The 14,688-nt window shown below is 44.5% G+C and carries 21 protein-coding genes; 4 read left to right on the top strand and 17 right to left on the bottom strand.

What is annotated here, in order from left to right; translation table 11 throughout:
* The first annotated feature begins 51 nt into the window (after positions 1 to 51).
* Entirely contained in the window at positions 52 to 180 is a 129-nt protein-coding gene (locus MBEAL2_RS33665) for a hypothetical protein (protein WP_269082487.1), read from the top strand.
* Positions 181 to 393: 213 nt separating this feature from the next.
* Here MBEAL2_RS33665 and MBEAL2_RS17760 read toward each other — a convergent pair whose 3' ends face one another.
* A complete protein-coding gene (locus tag MBEAL2_RS17760) occupies positions 394 to 594 on the bottom strand; it encodes a cold-shock protein (RefSeq protein WP_047153618.1) in 201 nt (66 codons plus the stop codon).
* A gap of 266 nt (positions 595 to 860) precedes the next feature.
* Between MBEAL2_RS17760 and MBEAL2_RS17755 the strand changes: the two genes are divergently transcribed.
* Positions 861 to 1,166 carry a hypothetical protein gene (locus MBEAL2_RS17755; protein WP_047153617.1) on the top strand — a complete coding sequence of 102 codons (306 nt, stop codon included), beginning with the start codon at positions 861 to 863 and terminating at the stop codon, positions 1,164 to 1,166.
* 60 nt (positions 1,167 to 1,226) lie between these two features.
* Here the strand turns inward: MBEAL2_RS17755 and MBEAL2_RS31850 are convergent, their stop codons facing one another.
* The 10 genes from MBEAL2_RS31850 to MBEAL2_RS17710 all read right to left on the bottom strand — a co-directional run bounded on the left by MBEAL2_RS31850 (position 1,227) and on the right by MBEAL2_RS17710 (position 8,766).
* Complete coding sequence (locus tag MBEAL2_RS31850; RefSeq protein WP_161798230.1) at positions 1,227 to 1,391, bottom strand: hypothetical protein; 165 nt, start codon at positions 1,389 to 1,391, stop codon at positions 1,227 to 1,229.
* Positions 1,392 to 1,495: 104 nt separating this feature from the next.
* Positions 1,496 to 2,089: a hypothetical protein gene (locus MBEAL2_RS17750; protein ID WP_052947798.1), complete on the bottom strand. Its 594-nt coding sequence runs from the start codon at positions 2,087 to 2,089 to the stop codon at positions 1,496 to 1,498.
* A gap of 11 nt (positions 2,090 to 2,100) precedes the next feature.
* A complete protein-coding gene (locus MBEAL2_RS17745) occupies positions 2,101 to 2,460 on the bottom strand; it encodes a FixH family protein (RefSeq protein ID WP_047153616.1) in 360 nt (119 codons plus the stop codon).
* The gene (locus MBEAL2_RS17740; protein WP_047153615.1) at positions 2,457 to 3,128 is read right to left on the bottom strand and encodes an ABC transporter ATP-binding protein; all 672 of its coding nucleotides are present in this window, start codon (positions 3,126 to 3,128) and stop codon (positions 2,457 to 2,459) included. Before MBEAL2_RS17740 ends, MBEAL2_RS17745 begins: the two co-directional genes overlap by 4 nt.
* On the bottom strand, positions 3,125 to 3,922 hold the full coding sequence (locus MBEAL2_RS17735; RefSeq protein ID WP_047153614.1) for an ABC transporter permease: 798 nt from the start codon (positions 3,920 to 3,922) through the stop codon (positions 3,125 to 3,127). The genes MBEAL2_RS17740 and MBEAL2_RS17735 overlap by 4 nt, the downstream gene beginning before the upstream one ends.
* Positions 3,919 to 5,229: a nitrous oxide reductase family maturation protein NosD gene (gene nosD / locus MBEAL2_RS17730; RefSeq protein ID WP_052947797.1), complete on the bottom strand. Its 1,311-nt coding sequence runs from the start codon at positions 5,227 to 5,229 to the stop codon at positions 3,919 to 3,921. Before nosD ends, MBEAL2_RS17735 begins: the two co-directional genes overlap by 4 nt.
* Positions 5,226 to 5,789 (bottom strand): hypothetical protein, encoded by a 564-nt coding sequence (locus MBEAL2_RS17725; protein ID WP_047153613.1) that lies wholly within the window; start codon positions 5,787 to 5,789, stop codon positions 5,226 to 5,228. Before MBEAL2_RS17725 ends, nosD begins: the two co-directional genes overlap by 4 nt.
* A 69-nt stretch (positions 5,790 to 5,858) precedes the next feature.
* Positions 5,859 to 7,727 (bottom strand): Sec-dependent nitrous-oxide reductase, encoded by a 1,869-nt coding sequence (gene nosZ, locus MBEAL2_RS17720; RefSeq protein WP_047153612.1) that lies wholly within the window; start codon positions 7,725 to 7,727, stop codon positions 5,859 to 5,861.
* 28 nt (positions 7,728 to 7,755) lie between these two features.
* The gene (locus MBEAL2_RS17715) at positions 7,756 to 8,208 is read right to left on the bottom strand and encodes a c-type cytochrome (protein ID WP_047153611.1); all 453 of its coding nucleotides are present in this window, start codon (positions 8,206 to 8,208) and stop codon (positions 7,756 to 7,758) included.
* Between the two features lie 189 nt (positions 8,209 to 8,397).
* Positions 8,398 to 8,766 carry a group I truncated hemoglobin gene (locus MBEAL2_RS17710; protein ID WP_047153610.1) on the bottom strand — a complete coding sequence of 123 codons (369 nt, stop codon included), beginning with the start codon at positions 8,764 to 8,766 and terminating at the stop codon, positions 8,398 to 8,400.
* Between the two features lie 163 nt (positions 8,767 to 8,929).
* On the opposite strand from MBEAL2_RS17710, the gene MBEAL2_RS17705 reads away from it, so the two are divergent.
* The gene (locus MBEAL2_RS17705; RefSeq protein ID WP_047153609.1) at positions 8,930 to 10,168 is read left to right on the top strand and encodes a hypothetical protein; all 1,239 of its coding nucleotides are present in this window, start codon (positions 8,930 to 8,932) and stop codon (positions 10,166 to 10,168) included.
* A gap of 62 nt (positions 10,169 to 10,230) precedes the next feature.
* Here the strand turns inward: MBEAL2_RS17705 and mtnA are convergent, their stop codons facing one another.
* The 3 genes from mtnA to MBEAL2_RS32290 form a co-directional block, all read right to left on the bottom strand.
* Complete coding sequence (gene mtnA, locus MBEAL2_RS17700; protein ID WP_047153608.1) at positions 10,231 to 11,292, bottom strand: S-methyl-5-thioribose-1-phosphate isomerase; 1,062 nt, start codon at positions 11,290 to 11,292, stop codon at positions 10,231 to 10,233.
* Between the two features lie 20 nt (positions 11,293 to 11,312).
* Positions 11,313 to 11,519 carry a class II aldolase/adducin family protein gene (locus tag MBEAL2_RS17695; protein ID WP_047153607.1) on the bottom strand — a complete coding sequence of 69 codons (207 nt, stop codon included), beginning with the start codon at positions 11,517 to 11,519 and terminating at the stop codon, positions 11,313 to 11,315.
* A 300-nt stretch (positions 11,520 to 11,819) separates the two neighbouring features.
* Complete coding sequence (locus MBEAL2_RS32290; protein WP_173427726.1) at positions 11,820 to 11,966, bottom strand: hypothetical protein; 147 nt, start codon at positions 11,964 to 11,966, stop codon at positions 11,820 to 11,822.
* A gap of 228 nt (positions 11,967 to 12,194) precedes the next feature.
* Between MBEAL2_RS32290 and MBEAL2_RS17690 the strand changes: the two genes are divergently transcribed.
* Positions 12,195 to 12,734 carry a YtxH domain-containing protein gene (locus tag MBEAL2_RS17690; RefSeq protein WP_047153606.1) on the top strand — a complete coding sequence of 180 codons (540 nt, stop codon included), beginning with the start codon at positions 12,195 to 12,197 and terminating at the stop codon, positions 12,732 to 12,734.
* Between the two features lie 21 nt (positions 12,735 to 12,755).
* Here the strand turns inward: MBEAL2_RS17690 and MBEAL2_RS17685 are convergent, their stop codons facing one another.
* From MBEAL2_RS17685 to phaQ, 3 genes are all read right to left on the bottom strand, one after another.
* Complete coding sequence (locus MBEAL2_RS17685; RefSeq protein WP_047153605.1) at positions 12,756 to 13,199, bottom strand: MaoC family dehydratase; 444 nt, start codon at positions 13,197 to 13,199, stop codon at positions 12,756 to 12,758.
* A 99-nt stretch (positions 13,200 to 13,298) separates the two neighbouring features.
* Positions 13,299 to 13,865: a polyhydroxyalkanoic acid inclusion protein PhaP gene (gene phaP / locus MBEAL2_RS17680; protein WP_047153604.1), complete on the bottom strand. Its 567-nt coding sequence runs from the start codon at positions 13,863 to 13,865 to the stop codon at positions 13,299 to 13,301.
* Between the two features lie 72 nt (positions 13,866 to 13,937).
* The gene (gene phaQ, locus MBEAL2_RS17675; protein WP_082130005.1) at positions 13,938 to 14,363 is read right to left on the bottom strand and encodes a poly-beta-hydroxybutyrate-responsive repressor; all 426 of its coding nucleotides are present in this window, start codon (positions 14,361 to 14,363) and stop codon (positions 13,938 to 13,940) included.
* Positions 14,364 to 14,688: the final 325 nt, after the last annotated feature.

Here is a 14,688-nt window from a genome sequence, read left to right as displayed (position 1 = left end):
AGGCTAAAGGTAAAGTGGTTTTATTCAGTAACTTAAGGATGGTGGCTTTCCATGAAAAATCGTGATAAAAGGCAAAAAAAGAAACGTAACTTTTTAAAGGATTACTTGAAAAACAAATTAAAAGATTGGAAGCCTACCCCTGGTAAAAAACCTGTATCTAACTATAAGTTATCAGCATAATAGAAAAGCAGATGTTTACAAATTTTTATACACCTTTACGGATGTTTTATATTAATTAATTGCATTGCAAAAAGCTCGGAGTTTATGTATCCGAGCTTTTTGCAATCAATTGGCGTCGCTGTCCGGTTTATATTTTAGTACTAAAAAAGGCTGCTAACATGATGTTGTCAGCAGCCGTAAACTCATACTCTTATCATATAAGTTTTTGTTATCTTATAACTTAGAAACATTTGCAGCTTGGGCGCCACGATTTCCTTGCGTAATATCAAAGCTTACCCGTTGGCCTTCTTCAAGAGACTTGAATCCATCTCCAGTGATCGCAGAGAAATGAACGAATACATCTTCCCCACCTTCAACCTCAATAAAGCCAAATCCTTTGTCTGCATTAAACCATTTTACTGTACCTGTGTTCATGAAGAACCTCCAAAAATTTATTTTAATATGCTGCTTATATTTACCGTAGAAAATAAAAATTCACATATTATCACGGGTCACATACACACTGAAAATGTAACCTCTGATAAGATGTGAATGATAAACATCCATACATAATTAAGTGTTAGATTGATTATAGCATGTTCATTTCCAAATAACAACAAATAAGTATTTGTATAAAAAACGTTACATTTGCACACTCTACCGATTGGTTATTTATAATAAATGGTTAGGGAGGAACGGACATGCCACAGCGTATTCAACAAGCAACCGAACAAGCTCAGCAAGCACTTCAACAAATTCAACAAATGGCTCAGCAGATGTACGAGCAAGAACAAAGAAATGCTGAACTTGTTGCACAGATACTCGGACAGAGCAATGGCCAGGGACAAAACTTTATTCCAGGGGTTCATCAGATGCTGGGAGAAAATATCGCGCCAGCGGGACTGAGCAGCGAACTGCAAAACTTCTACCAGGCAGAGCGAACGGCAGCTCAGCAGCTGCGCCAAATCGAGCAGCTAGCCCGTCAGCTGCAACAGCAACAAGTATAAAGCGATAATCCGGTTTACAAGAAAGACCGGGCCAACAACTCCGGCCCGGCCTTTTCTTTATCATGTCCAAGCAAAGACAGAGGATACAAATAATGCTAAAGCAACGACGACCCCTATCATTGGCTGAACGGTAACAGATGTTAAAATAAGTCCAAGAAAACCAAGCACAAATAGCGCATTTAAAAAATTCTTTCTATTCTTCAAGCCGCCGATTGCTCTTCTCATTTCTTCTTCTCCCCTTTGTCCTGCTCATGATTACTCTTGTTACAGAAAGTATAAAACAAATATAAAAAAAACGGTGTGAACTTTGGCACACCGTCTTTTTTTATCTACTTACTCTTCTCTTTATTAAAAAATGTAATCTTCAGGCTGGATACCTGCGAGACGAGCAGTTCTTCATAGTTTTGATTGGCCAGGTAGGCAATTTCCTGCTGTCCTGCCCCCGGCTTTTCTTTTATCGCCTGCTTTACTATATCTTCCTTCACCTGGGCGGCCAGCAAAAGTTCTTTCTGGTGAATCTGTTCCTTCTTCCAGAATTCCTCTTCGCCGTACGCTTTTATTATTTGAAGAACTGCCTGATTTACGCGGTACTGTTTTTTCTCCTCGTTTAGTTTACTCCCTGCCTTCTGGTCCTCCTCATACCCCTTTTCCCTGGCGAGAAGGGCCATGGAGCGCAGCCGGATAAGCTGCGTGAGAGCCGCATTGTTATCGGGCACCTTCTCCGCCTGCGCTTTCCCTTCTTGCTTATGGTTTACTGCCAGCTCAATCCGATAGAGAGATTGGTAGAAAGCAACATCCCTTGCCGTAATGTTCTCCCCGTTTATAGAAGCAATGGGGTCGTTTTTTCCCGCGGCTGCACACCCCGCCAGCAGGAAAACAATCGCTAAGAAGGCAGAAATGGAATGGGTAAGTTTGCCGTTCACCGCATCTCACCTCATTCTACCTTTACATCAATTTCTTTTTCTTGCTTGTTCTTTCCGTCATTCACTGTAATCAGGCCAACCCAATCTCCGTTCATTGGAAGCAGCGCCTCACCGGTGTACGTTCCTTTTTCTTTCTCATGAAAAGACACATCAATTGTGCCATGATCCATGTTCTTCATCTCCAGATCAGCCTGCACCTGAAGGCCGCTCACCGGTGTGTTCCCTGCTTTTATTTGCATTGTAAGGGTAGTAGGTTTGCCTTCATGGAATGGAGAAGAGGTGAGGACGTCTACTTTCCAGTTCCCCACAGAACCGCACGCAGTAAGGGTGAACAGCCCGGCGATTGTCATGAATAAAAGAAACATTCTCATAGCAGTATTCCTCCTGTCTCATATTGCTCGCAAAATTCCTGTGCTGCAAACTTCGTAATCACTCCATCGTGAAGATACGCCACATGCGTGCATACCTTTCGAATTTCATCCATATGGTGGGAGGAGAGAAGAATGGTAATGTTCTGCAGCGATTGGAGAATCGATAGAATTTCCCTTCGGCCCATTGGATCCAGGCCGCTTGTCGGCTCATCAAGAATAAGAATTTCTGTTTCATAATAGAGCATAATGCCCAGGCCAAGGCGCTGAAGCATCCCTTTTGAATACTTTTTTACCTGCTCATTCCCGTGGTCCAAGAGCTGCACCATACGAAGGCATTCCTCGATTTTCGCTTCATCGATTGGCTTCTCTCCAAGCGAGGCAAAAAACTTCATATTTTCTTCCCCGGTCAGATGCGGATATAGTTGAAACTTCTCAGGCAAATAAGAAACAATCCGCTTCCAGCCCTCTTCGCGGTGAGAGAACCCTCCAAGGGTAATCATCCCTGTTTTTACCTGCAGCAGCCCCAGCAGGGATTGAATAAGGGTAGATTTCCCGGCTCCATTGCGCCCTACAAGCGCGCAGATCTCATGCTTTCTTACAACAAGGTCAACATTTCGCAAAACTTCTTTATGCCGGTAGGATTGGGTCAGTCCTGTAATTTCAATCATGATTTCTCTCCCTTTCGGTGAAGCCAGATCGACAGCAGGAATACTGCGCCAATCCAGATAACAGCATCAGCAAGCAGAAAAACCGCTGGAGAGGCCCAAATCATTTTCTCCATGAGACGCGATAAATGGTTTAACGGAAAAAGTCCGAGTGAGCTTTCAAGATACAGGTGAATCGTATGAAGCGGATCGAGAAAATAAAAGATAGAGAAGAGGAAAATATTTTCTTTTGTCACGGAGGGCAAGTATCCCAGAAACAGTAAATCAATGAGAAATAAAAAGAAAAACCACACGAAAATGTTCGCCCCGACCAGTTGAATACGTGTGCTGCAAACACTGCCAAGGAAGAGTCCAAGTTGATTAAAAATGGCGGTCAATAGTATAACAGCACCAAGAAAAGAGAAGAAACCGCCGGGGGAAAAAGAAAGAAGGAATTTCGCCGGCAGAGCTAAAATAAAATACCATGCAACGAGAGTAAGCAAAATAATTCCCTGGATAGCGAACGTTTTTTTCACAAGAAAAGAAAAGTACGACTCCCTTTTGGTTAGCAGAATCATGAGTGTTTTTTGCTCTTTTTCCTGCATAAGGGAAAAGGAGGACAGGAACATGCCGAGCAGAGGGATAATATACACATTCATTTCATATAAAGAGAGCAGAAATACTTCAAATCCCTGATCGGCTGGAAATGAGCGTGACTGGAGCAGGATAAACACGGAGATAAGCGCAATCATGCTTAAGGCTATCCACATTCCTTTGCCCCGCGAAAGTTCGTTCCATTCTTTCCATGCATACATCATCCTCTGTTCCCCCTTCGCTGCCAATACCACACTGCACCCGCTGCCGGCAGAAGAAATAACACGAGCCATTTTAATGGGAAATCCCCTGATTTCTCCACCAGTGGATAGTGATCCTCCAGCATAACCCCTTGCCTGTTCATCAGCTCATTCACTTTCTCGTAAAGGGAAACAGCCGGGCTTTTTAAAAACAGGTAGATAAGCTCATTTTCCTTAATCAGTTTATAGAGCGAAGACTTATACTCAATCGGATTGTCGCCTATGCCATCCTGGTTCAGGTCAAGCAGCGGCATGTCGCTTCCCCAATCATTTCCTTTTCTATTTTCGCTCCACTTATTGCTGGCCTGGACTCCTGTAGCGATGACAGGTGCTGTATTTTTAAAAAAGTGGTTTTCGGTAAACACCTGTTCACTGGCGCTGGCCCATAGTTCAATGCCGACCTGGTTGTGTTCAAACCGGTTTCCGGCAATCCGGTTATGCTGGGCATTGTCTATATAAAGCCCCCGCTGGTTCTGAATAAACCGGTTGTTTTCCACCTGCACTTCTTCACATTCCTGCAGTAGTAAGCCGAATGCTTGTGTTCCCTGGTGGAACGAAATTTCATTCCCGACTAATCGGATCCTTTTCGAAACCATGAGCGCAGCCCCGCCCGTGTTTTTCGTAAACCGGTTATGCGAAAACGTATTGTCGTTAGAATACATATAGTGAAGGCCATACCTTGTGCCGCTGATTTGATTGTTTTCTACCTTATTCTGATCGGCATAGTAAAAATAAATGCCGTCCCTTGTCTGGCTAATGACATTGTTTATAAGCAAATTCCCCTGGGAATGGATGAGCTGGATGCCGTTTCCCTGCCCGGCAATCTCGCCATCTCCTATTCCCGTAATCTTTACGCTATCAATCACATTGTTGCTTGAGCTTTTCATCGAGATACCATGATAGGAATGGGAGGTGCGTACGTTTTTCACTGTCGTATGATCTGCCATAAGCTTAATGGCCGCATACTCTTCCGCAGAACTTCGGCTGAAACTGCTGTTCTCGACCGCAATATTCTCCAGACGAACGTTTGGCGCCTTAACCGTAATGACATTCCCTCCTCCATCTCCCCGAATGGTTGTCTGCCCGGTTCCTTTTATCGTAAGCGGCTTTGTGATGACCACGTTTCCGTTATAGACTTGACTCGCCAGAGTAAGGACTCCATTTTCGGGCGTGTTATCAATCAGTGTTTGTATGGAAGTTTCAGCGGAAACGAGCGTAGTACCAACCAGCCAAACGACCAGCCCCATCCACAAAGCAGCCAGGGTTTTCATTTTCTTCGCTCCCTCCACAAGGGGATAATCATAAGCAGAAAGGCGATTCCGATCATAAAGGAACCATAGGTGAAATAACTGTGTGTGATAAAGTTTGCCACTCGATTTTCGCCGAGCATAGGCGGCACAAACGGCTTCATTTTGATGGGGGCCATCGGATCCAGCTCCGTACCGAAGCTCGTCAGCCAGCGATGTATATCATACAATCCAAGCGCCCCACCAATGATAAACAACCCAATTAATACGTACAGCAGCCCTTTTTTTCTTAACAAAGCCGTTACAAGTGTTAAAGCAGCCATCCCGCCGATAACATACCGCAAATAGGCAAGCTCAGGGAAACTCTCCTCACTGAATCCTTTCATTCCGATATAATGATTCAATCCGTTAATAATATCGATCCGACCAGCCAATTTATAAGGATAGACGATAATATCAAGTCCTTCAGGGTACTGCGGAGCGATAAAGATCATGCCCCACCACGGAAAAAAGATCGAAGCGGCAAGAAAGACAGCTGCAGCTCCTAATCCGATGGCAGAAACTCCTGAGATTTTAGTCGACATACTTCTCATCTCCTGATACAGAAAGGGGTATCTGCCTGATACCCCTTTACCATTTTTGATGACTGTACACTATTTGGGTTCAACTAATAGGTATCCGCTCATTTCCTGATGAAGAGCCGAACAGAAGTTTGTGCAGTAGAGCGGATACGAACCTGCTTTGTCTGCGACAAATTCCATTGTCTTTGTTTCCCCAGGCTGGATTTCCATGTTCTGATTGTATGAGTTGATTGCAAAACCGTGGGTAATATCCTGGTCAAGGTCAATATTTGTGATATGGAATACTACCTTGTCTCCCTGCTTAACGGTAACCGCGTCTCTCCGCTTCGCTTTTGCGTCAAAGACGAATTTCGAACGCATGGCAATACCGTAAACATGAACTTCATTTCCCTTGCGCTCGATGTGCGCTTTTTCCTGAGACCAAACAGAGTCCGGACGTTTCTCGTCTTTCGGATATACGACAATCGGATTTAATTTATCCGCTTTAATCATCTGTGCATAGTGAGGCTCCGGATCAACCGGTGCCGATTGAATGACTTCCATCTTGTCTGATATATCAATCAACTGCATTGATTCAGGGTGGGAAGGACCCACCGATAGGTAGCTGTCTTTGGCAAGCTTATTAAGGGCAATAATCCATTTTCCGTCCGGGCTGGCACTGTCGCCTTCCGTTGAAACGGAATGTCCCGGTGAATACTGTACCGGCACGCGATCTACGGTTTCTCCTGTATTCACGTTCCATTTGACAATTTCAGAAGAAATGAACATCGTTGTGTAAGCAAATCCTTTATCATCGAACTGCGTATGGAGCGGTCCAAGCGCGTTTTCCGGATTCACTTCACGTTCCATTACTGATTTATAATCAAGGACAGGAATGCCATCCTGTTCACCTTGAAACTTCTTATTTTTTACGGCATCGAATGCTTTTTCGAAAGAGAAAACGGTCATTGTGGGGGCTAGTTTTCCGGAGGCAATAAATCTTTTTCCATCCGGTGTTACGTCAACCCCATGCGGCGACTTCGCTACCGGAATAAGATAAATTGCGCCTTTCTGTTTGGCCGGGTCAATCACTTTCACGCCGCTCACCGTGTCGTATTTACCGTCTTTCACCATTTTGTCGAGCTCTTTCCAGTTGAAAAGAACAATATAATCGCGGTCTTTTTGTGACGCGTTGATTTCCATGTTGGTTGTTGCTTCTTCTGTGTTATACGTAGTCAGTACAGCCCAATCGCTGGAAGTCTTTTTCCCTGCATCCGACAGGTCAAAGGACCACGGTGGAAGGGCTACCTGGTAATCAAGCTTTAACTTTTTATTTCCTTCATTGAATGAAACGACTGACATTACGCCTTTATACGTTTTGCTGTAATCATCCAGCGAAGCATACTTGTGTCCGAACGGTACCGCAAAGCGGGTCGGCAGGAACATATGCTCCGTATTCTCCGTTACAAAAGCTGCACAATGCGGGCCGCTTGTGTTCGGCACTTTCAAAATATCTTTAACCGCAAAGGTTTTTAAATCCATAACGGCAGCCCGGTTGTTGGCTACATCAGTAGCAAACATGTACTTGCCGTCATACTCGCCTTTTGTTTCTGAGAAGGCCGGATGGTGAAGATCCCCCCAGGTATAGCCTCCGAGCATTGCTTTCGATTCTTTATCCCATCCGTAGCCGGTTGCTGCATCCGGTGAGAAAACCGGGATCGTACGAATCTTTCTCATGGAGGGCACACCGTATATAAACATTTGCCCGGAGTGCCCGCCTGAAGCGAACAAATAATAATCATCTTTCTTGCCAAATGGTACGTATACCTTTTCTGCGTTGCTTTTTGCTTTGACGTCCCCCGCTGTTGTTTTCGAACCTATCGTTGTAAAATCTGCGAAGAAAACACTGGCTGCTACAAACCCCGCTACCAAACCTGAAATGGCCGGCACGATTTTCTTCATTTCAAACTCCCCCTAAGAGCTTATCTGTTTATTTTTTTTCTGATGCCGCCTTTAAGGCCGCGATAACACCTTTCCGTTCTTCATCTGTCAACGGTTTGCTCCCCAGCACACCTGACATAACTGCTGATGTTGGTTTTTTCAGAAACTGTTCAAGCGGTACCCCGTGTTTTCCCGGAACATTCTCATAAGCCTTTGAGAGATCCGGACCGACAGCTCCTCCTTGCACATTAAGCGCTGATACCGAGTGACAGGAAATGCAGCCGCGCTGGGTAAAAATTGCTCCTTCCTTAGAAGCAGTTGTTTGCGTTGCCGGCGCTTCTGATTTGGCGGGTGCTTCTGATTTGGCCGCTCCATTGCTTTCCACAGCTGCCGTCTGGTTACTGCCCGGGTTTTCCGTTGGTGCTTTTGAATGGTAGAAAAGATACCCTCCTCCAAATGCGACAAGAAAACCGAGCAGAAAAATCATTGCGTTCTTTCCCATATGATGAGCCTCCCCAATAACTTGATTGGTTTGTTTACACTCCAAATAATAGAGGAGCAGGAAAGTATAAAATGTGATTTAAATCACAAATTTTCGATGACTCTGTGTCGAATTTATGAAGATATATTTTACCCGCACAAAAAAACCCCAGGCGTTTAAAAAGCCGGGGGTTAAGAAAATGGGTTAGGTTTACTTTCCGACAATGTCGTCCTCAAGCGGTGCAATCTTCGCTATTACTCCCTGAATATCCACATCCGCTACATCAAACTGCTTTAACGCTGCAACCAGGTGATTTACAATCGCATCGAAGTGTTCATGCTGGATGTTCATGCCTGTATGTACCTTTTCCATTGTCCCGCCTGTGTAATTGTTCGGGCCGCCTGTAGCAAAAGATATGAAAAGCGCCTGGTGGCGGCGCTGCCTTGCCATATCCGTATTTTTAAAGAAGTAATTTACCGAATCATCTGCAAGAATTCGATCATAAAATACATCCACAACCTTCTGAATTCCTTCCTGTCCGCCAAGCCTTTCATATAGGCTTATTTCGCCTGCATTCATCTGTTCATCGCTCCTTCACTATTTTCACTATGCAAATGATATTTTCTTGCTAATTATGATTGTAGCTTTCTCAAACAAGACGCGATATGATAGATATCATTGACAATTATTTTTCCTGCCCTTATGATTACCCATTATTTAAAGACGAAATCAGGTGAATGTTTTGGTTAAAAAATTGATTGCCTCCTCTATGCTGTACCTTGTACTCATCTGCGGAGCCGGAGTTCTTCTTCGCTGGAAGCTGATTACTCCGATTTTTCCGGGTATTGAATTCACCCCCCTGTTGCATGCTCACTCTCATGTAGCATTTCTCGGCTGGGTCTATTTTATTCTCATTGCTTTCTTTTACGAATACCTTATGGATGAGAAGTGTAAACAAAGCAAAGTAACGCGCCTGCTTTATGTTTTACTCCACATCAGTGTTATTGGAATGTTTATCGCTTTCTCTCTGCAGGGATACGCACTCTATTCTATTATTTTCTCTACCATTCATGGCCTTCTTTCTTATGTGTTCGCCCTGCAGTACTGGAGGTACCGGGCAAAAGCGGCCGATCAGCCGCCTGCCCAGACTCTGTTATTTCATAGCGCTGTTTTTTATATGTTTCTTTCTTCCTTTGGCCCGTGGGGAGTGGCCGCCTCTATGGCAATGGGGTACAAGCAGACAAAAATACCGGATTTGTTTATCTATTTTTATCTCCACTTCCAGTATAATGGCTGGTTTACACTCGCTATTATGGCAATCGGCTACTGGCTGCTGGAAAAATACCGTGTTTCTGTCAACCCCGCTCTTGCCCGGTGGCAGGCGAGTCTGGCTGTGCTCGCCGTCCTTCCAACCTATATAGGCTCCGTTCTCTGGTTCCCGCATGGCCGCCTGCTTGATGTTATCGGAATTATCGGCGGCGTGCTCTACCTGGCAAGCGTTCTATTGTATGTTCGAATCTTTTACCCTTTACTTGCGAATAAAACGCTGCTCCCGGGTGTCCGTTTTCTTTTCGCATTTTCCTCCCTGAGCCTGCTCGCGAAAGCTTTAATGGAAGCGAGCGGAGAGATTCCCGGAATTGCCGCTTCTATTTATAGTAATCATGAAGTCATTATTGGGTATCTCCATCTGACACTGCTGGGATTTGTGACGAGCTTCCTGCTCGCCCTGCTGTACCATAACTACAGCATGTCGGCGGACAACCCAAGAAAAGCCATCAGCCAGCACCTTGTTCTTTATGCAATCGGAACCTTCGGCATGGTTTTTCTGCTGTTTTTACTTGGATTGGGCCAGTGGGCTTCTCTTTCTCTTCCCGTTTCTCTTATTTTGATTATCCTGGTACTATCAGCCCTATGGATTCTCATGTCTATCATCGGTCTGCTGTTTTATTCCTTTACACAAAAAACCCCTCCGACCCTGTAGTTCACGGGCCCGGAGGGGTTCCTTTTTTAGTAGAGCATAATAGGAATGAACTCCCTTTTTTCCTACTTATTGAAGAGCTGCCGCAGCCCTTCTTCATAAGAGGCACGCACAATTCCCTTCTCTGTAATGATCGCGGTTACATATTCGTTTGGCGTCACATCAAAAGCGGGATTGTACACGTTAATGTTCGCAGGAGCAACCTGGCGGCCAAGGCCGTGCGTAATTTCTTTCGCTTCTCTCTCCTCAATTGGAATTTGCTCTCCTGTAGGTGTTTCAAGATCAATGGAAGAGAGCGGAGCAGCTACATAAAACGGAATATTATGGGCGCGTGCAAGGACAGCAAGGCCGTATGTCCCGATTTTATTCGCTACATCACCGTTTGCTGCAACGCGGTCCGTACCAACAATAACGGCTTGCACCCAGCCGTTGGACATGACTTTCGCTGCCATATTGTCGCAAATAAGCGTCACATCAATTCCTGCCTGTTGAAGTTCATATGCGGTAAGTCTGGCTCCCTGCAGCACCGGACGCGTTTCGTCAGCAAACACCTTGATGTTCCAGCCTTTTTCGTGTGCTAAATACATAGGGGAAGTCGCCGTTCCATATTTCGCCGTCGCCAGGCCGCCTGCATTGCAATGCGTAAGCACACCAATTCCATCATGGAACAGCGTTAACGCGTGCTCACCAATCGCCCGGCATACTTCTTCGTCCTCCTGCTGTATTTTCTTCGCTTCCAGCAAGACTGCCTGCTTTGTTTCCACGACGGATTTGCCTTCTTCCACCGCTTTTCTTGCCGCTTCCATCATACGGTTAAGCGCCCAGAAAAGGTTTACCGCGGTTGGACGGGAGGTCGCAAGGTATGCTGCCTGCTCTTTTATCTCATCCATGAATGCCTCAGGCGTTTCGGCAGCACTATTTTGAATGGCTACATATAGGCCGTATGCAGCTGTAATGCCGATTGCAGGTGCACCTCGTACCTGAAGGCGTTCAATAGCAGTCCACACATCCTGTACGGTTTCGAGCGTTAGATAGTCCGTCGCTTCTGGCAGCTTGGTTTGGTCAAGCAGGATAAGTTTATCGTTTTGCCAGCTTACTGACTGTAGAGGCTCATATTTTTGTGTCACGGTTTTTCCCCCTGTTTCTTCTACTTATAATGTTTCTCCCCGGATGCGCTCCTTTTAATCCATAAAGGAACGGGAATGGATAATTCGCTTACACCGCTTGGCGTAATTATAACATGGGCATCGTTTATCCGGGCACTTATATTTCCGTCATTTGCTGCCACAAACCCGCTCCGGTATATTCTGCGGCCAACTTCCGCAATCTCTTCGGCCAGTTTCCTCTTATCCATTCAGTCCCTCCCCGCAGGCAAGTCTTCCTCCCGCACAGTATAAAACGAGGAATAAAAAACAGAATTTTGGGTAAAATAATAAAGCATAGGTGAATTTTACACCTATCTGAAAATAATCTTTAGTAAAAACTTCTCTGTATTTACTCATTGAGTATACGTCGGCATAGTAAAGACTGCAAGAAAGGAGAATGCCAATTGAATGAGCAGGATTGGAAAGAGTGGGTCTACCCCAGTGTCTACGAAATAACAAAAATTATCGCTGAATTCAAAGAAGCAAAATAGCAGAAAAGGAAAAGCTCTCTACTGAGGCTTTTCCTTTTCTGCTTCTTCCATGCATGGAAAGCAAACGAGTGTACCGGGCTTAACAACAACACCGCCGATAAAACCGTCATGGCAATAAATATCTGCCCCGCAGGAGCTGCACGTTCCGACATATTCTTTCATCATCGTCTCCTCCTATCTTACTTTTTAAAGAGAGAACCTCTCTCCCTGCTTCACGATGGCATCTGCCAGAGCGCGAAGTTCATCTATATGGCCCATCCCTCTTCCTAGATCCATTCACCCATACTTAGTAGCTTCGCCGCTTGAAGTTGTTCCCCTTTCGGAATCTTTGTCGTTTTTTCGACAGCGAATTGTGGTATTTCATAAGTAACGACATAGATTGGAGGAGTAAATATGGAAAACAATACGAATAACAATATGAATGAAATGAAAGCAAATAGCTATGACTGGTCTGGCGATTCTACGTATAGTACATCCACAGTGCAGGATGCCAGCAACACAAATTGGGATAATGCCGAACGAATGAGAAGTAAAAAATCAATTAGCAAATTGCTCTGGGGAAGTGTGGCCGGCGGACTGCTCGGGGCGACTGCCGTCCTCATTGCAGATAGAGCAACGAGAGAGGATGTATGGAAGGGAACAGTAAAAGTAAAGGATAAGACGGTAAGCCTTGTGTCTTCAGCTGTTTCCGACCCGAATTCATTTGTCGATCAGGTGGAAGAAACATCTACACACGTTTCCCAAATTATGGCGGAAGCGGCAGATAACATGAAAAATGCAAAATCGAAGGTCAATGAATTAAAAGACACATCAAGTGAAGCGCTGGGAATTATGCAGGAAGCGAAAACGGAAGTGCAGAATGCGGGAGGTAAGCTTATGGAGGCTGGCAAAGAAGTAACGTCCGGAGGAGCTTCAAACAACCGTACAATGTAATGAAAATGGAGTAGCTCCCCGCTACTCCATTTTCATTACCATCGCTTCTCCTTCTACTACCATTTTTTGGTGCTGATTAAAAACATTCGTCTGTAATGTGATGATTTTTTTATCATCCCTCTTTCCAACCACTTCGGCTACGACTGTGACCGTATCCCCAATCTTAACGGGAGCCTTGAATTTTAAGTTTTGCGAAAGGTAAATCGTATTGGTCCCCGGAAGCTGCGTGCCAAGAATGGTCGAGATAAAGCTTGCTGTCAGCATTCCATGCGCAATCCTGCCTTTGAAAAATGTTTTCTGCGCAAACTCGTCATCCAGGTGAATCGGATTAACATCTCCAGTAAGCTTGGCAAATGTAACGATATCCTCGTCGGTAATCGTTTTAACAATTTGCGCTTTGTCTCCAATATGTAATTCATCGTACGCTTTCTCTATTACGTGTTTTGCCTGTTCATGTATATTCATAGTACTCTCCTCTTTACAACTTTTCTTTCTGCTTTTTCCTACAATATTCGACAATATACCGGAAAAAAATCCCCCTGTCAAACAGGGGGCCGGCTTTACTTACTTGAACAAATTTATCGTGTTGTTTTTGTTTGCTTCAAAGGATTCCAAAAGCCCCTTTTGCGTTGACTTTACCTGGCCAAGCAAGTTTTCGATAAGCGCTTGTACCTCTTCGCGCGTTCTTTGCTGCTGCTCGATTACATTCTTAAACGAAGTTTCCATCTGCTCCTGGGACTTGTTTATTACATTTAAGCTCGCTTTTCCAGGTGTCCATGTAAGCTGCTGGATACGGTTAGAGATCTCGTCAAGGCGCTCCGTCCACTCTTCGAACGTCTTGCCGGCCTGCTCTCCTCCTGCGTTTCTCACATTGTTATGGTAGTTGACCTTAACGTCCTCCATAAACTTCTTCATTTCTTGTTCCATTTTATTCATGTTCTCAGTCGTTTTCGTCCAGATTTCCTTCTGGCGTTCAATCGTTTCCAGCGCCAGGTTTTCCATCTCCCGCTGGTACGCATATACTGTCTTCACGCCACTCATCCATCCATCCCACATCGAATCTACAACGTTGGAATTGGAGCTATTCTGTTCAGCTACCTGCCCTACAGTTGCTTCTTTCTTAATTGCCATTGTTATACCCTCCTTATTAATAAAAAACGTAGTTATATGGTGATTGCAGCAGGCTGCAGTATCCCTATGGGGCTAGCTATCTTCCTTCTTCGGCGTTGGCCCGGCTTGTGAAGGCATAAAAAATCCAGTGTACATCGTAAAGAACCGGTCCAGCATCGATTGATATTGCTCCAGAGAATTCGCCCAGGACTGCAGGTACTGCTCTCCGGTATCTGTGAGGGAATAAATACGTTTCGCCGGCCCTCCTGAGGAGGTGTCCCACTCAGACTTCACCATATTTTCCTTCTCTAACTGGCGCAGCGTACGATAAACATTTCCCTGATCAATCGAAGGAAAACCGAATTTAACAAGCTGCTGAATAAGCTCATACCCGTGAATATTCCATCCCCGCAAACTCAGGAGCAAAAAAGGAACCATAAGATTCTTTGGTGCCCCGCCAATCGCTTTCTCTTCTTTCTGTTGTTCTTCTTTTCCTGTCTTATCTTCACTCGCTGACATGTGTATCACCTACAAATCTGTAAATATCTCTTATGTGTAATTTACACCTATCGTTGTTCTTTGTCAAACATTTCCTCCCTCATTTTTACACAATCTTTCCGCCCGCTATTTATAGTATAAATTTTTAAATCCGAACAATTGTAAAGTATGTATTTTTAATATTAATAAATTGTTAAAGTTTTTTAACGGAATGGTGAAATGTTGAAAAATTTATCGTAATTTGCCGAATTGTTTTATTTGAGTTTGCCAGAGAGGTTCAATATAATTCTATATGAAAGATTTTTAGACATATTTCCCCCTTATCTTCATAATGTTGATAGGGTGG

It is taken from the genome of Aneurinibacillus tyrosinisolvens (assembly GCF_001015055.1).
Lineage (GTDB): Bacteria > Bacillota > Bacilli > Aneurinibacillales > Aneurinibacillaceae > Aneurinibacillus_A > Aneurinibacillus_A tyrosinisolvens.
This window is presented reverse-complemented; position numbering and strand designations above follow the sequence as displayed.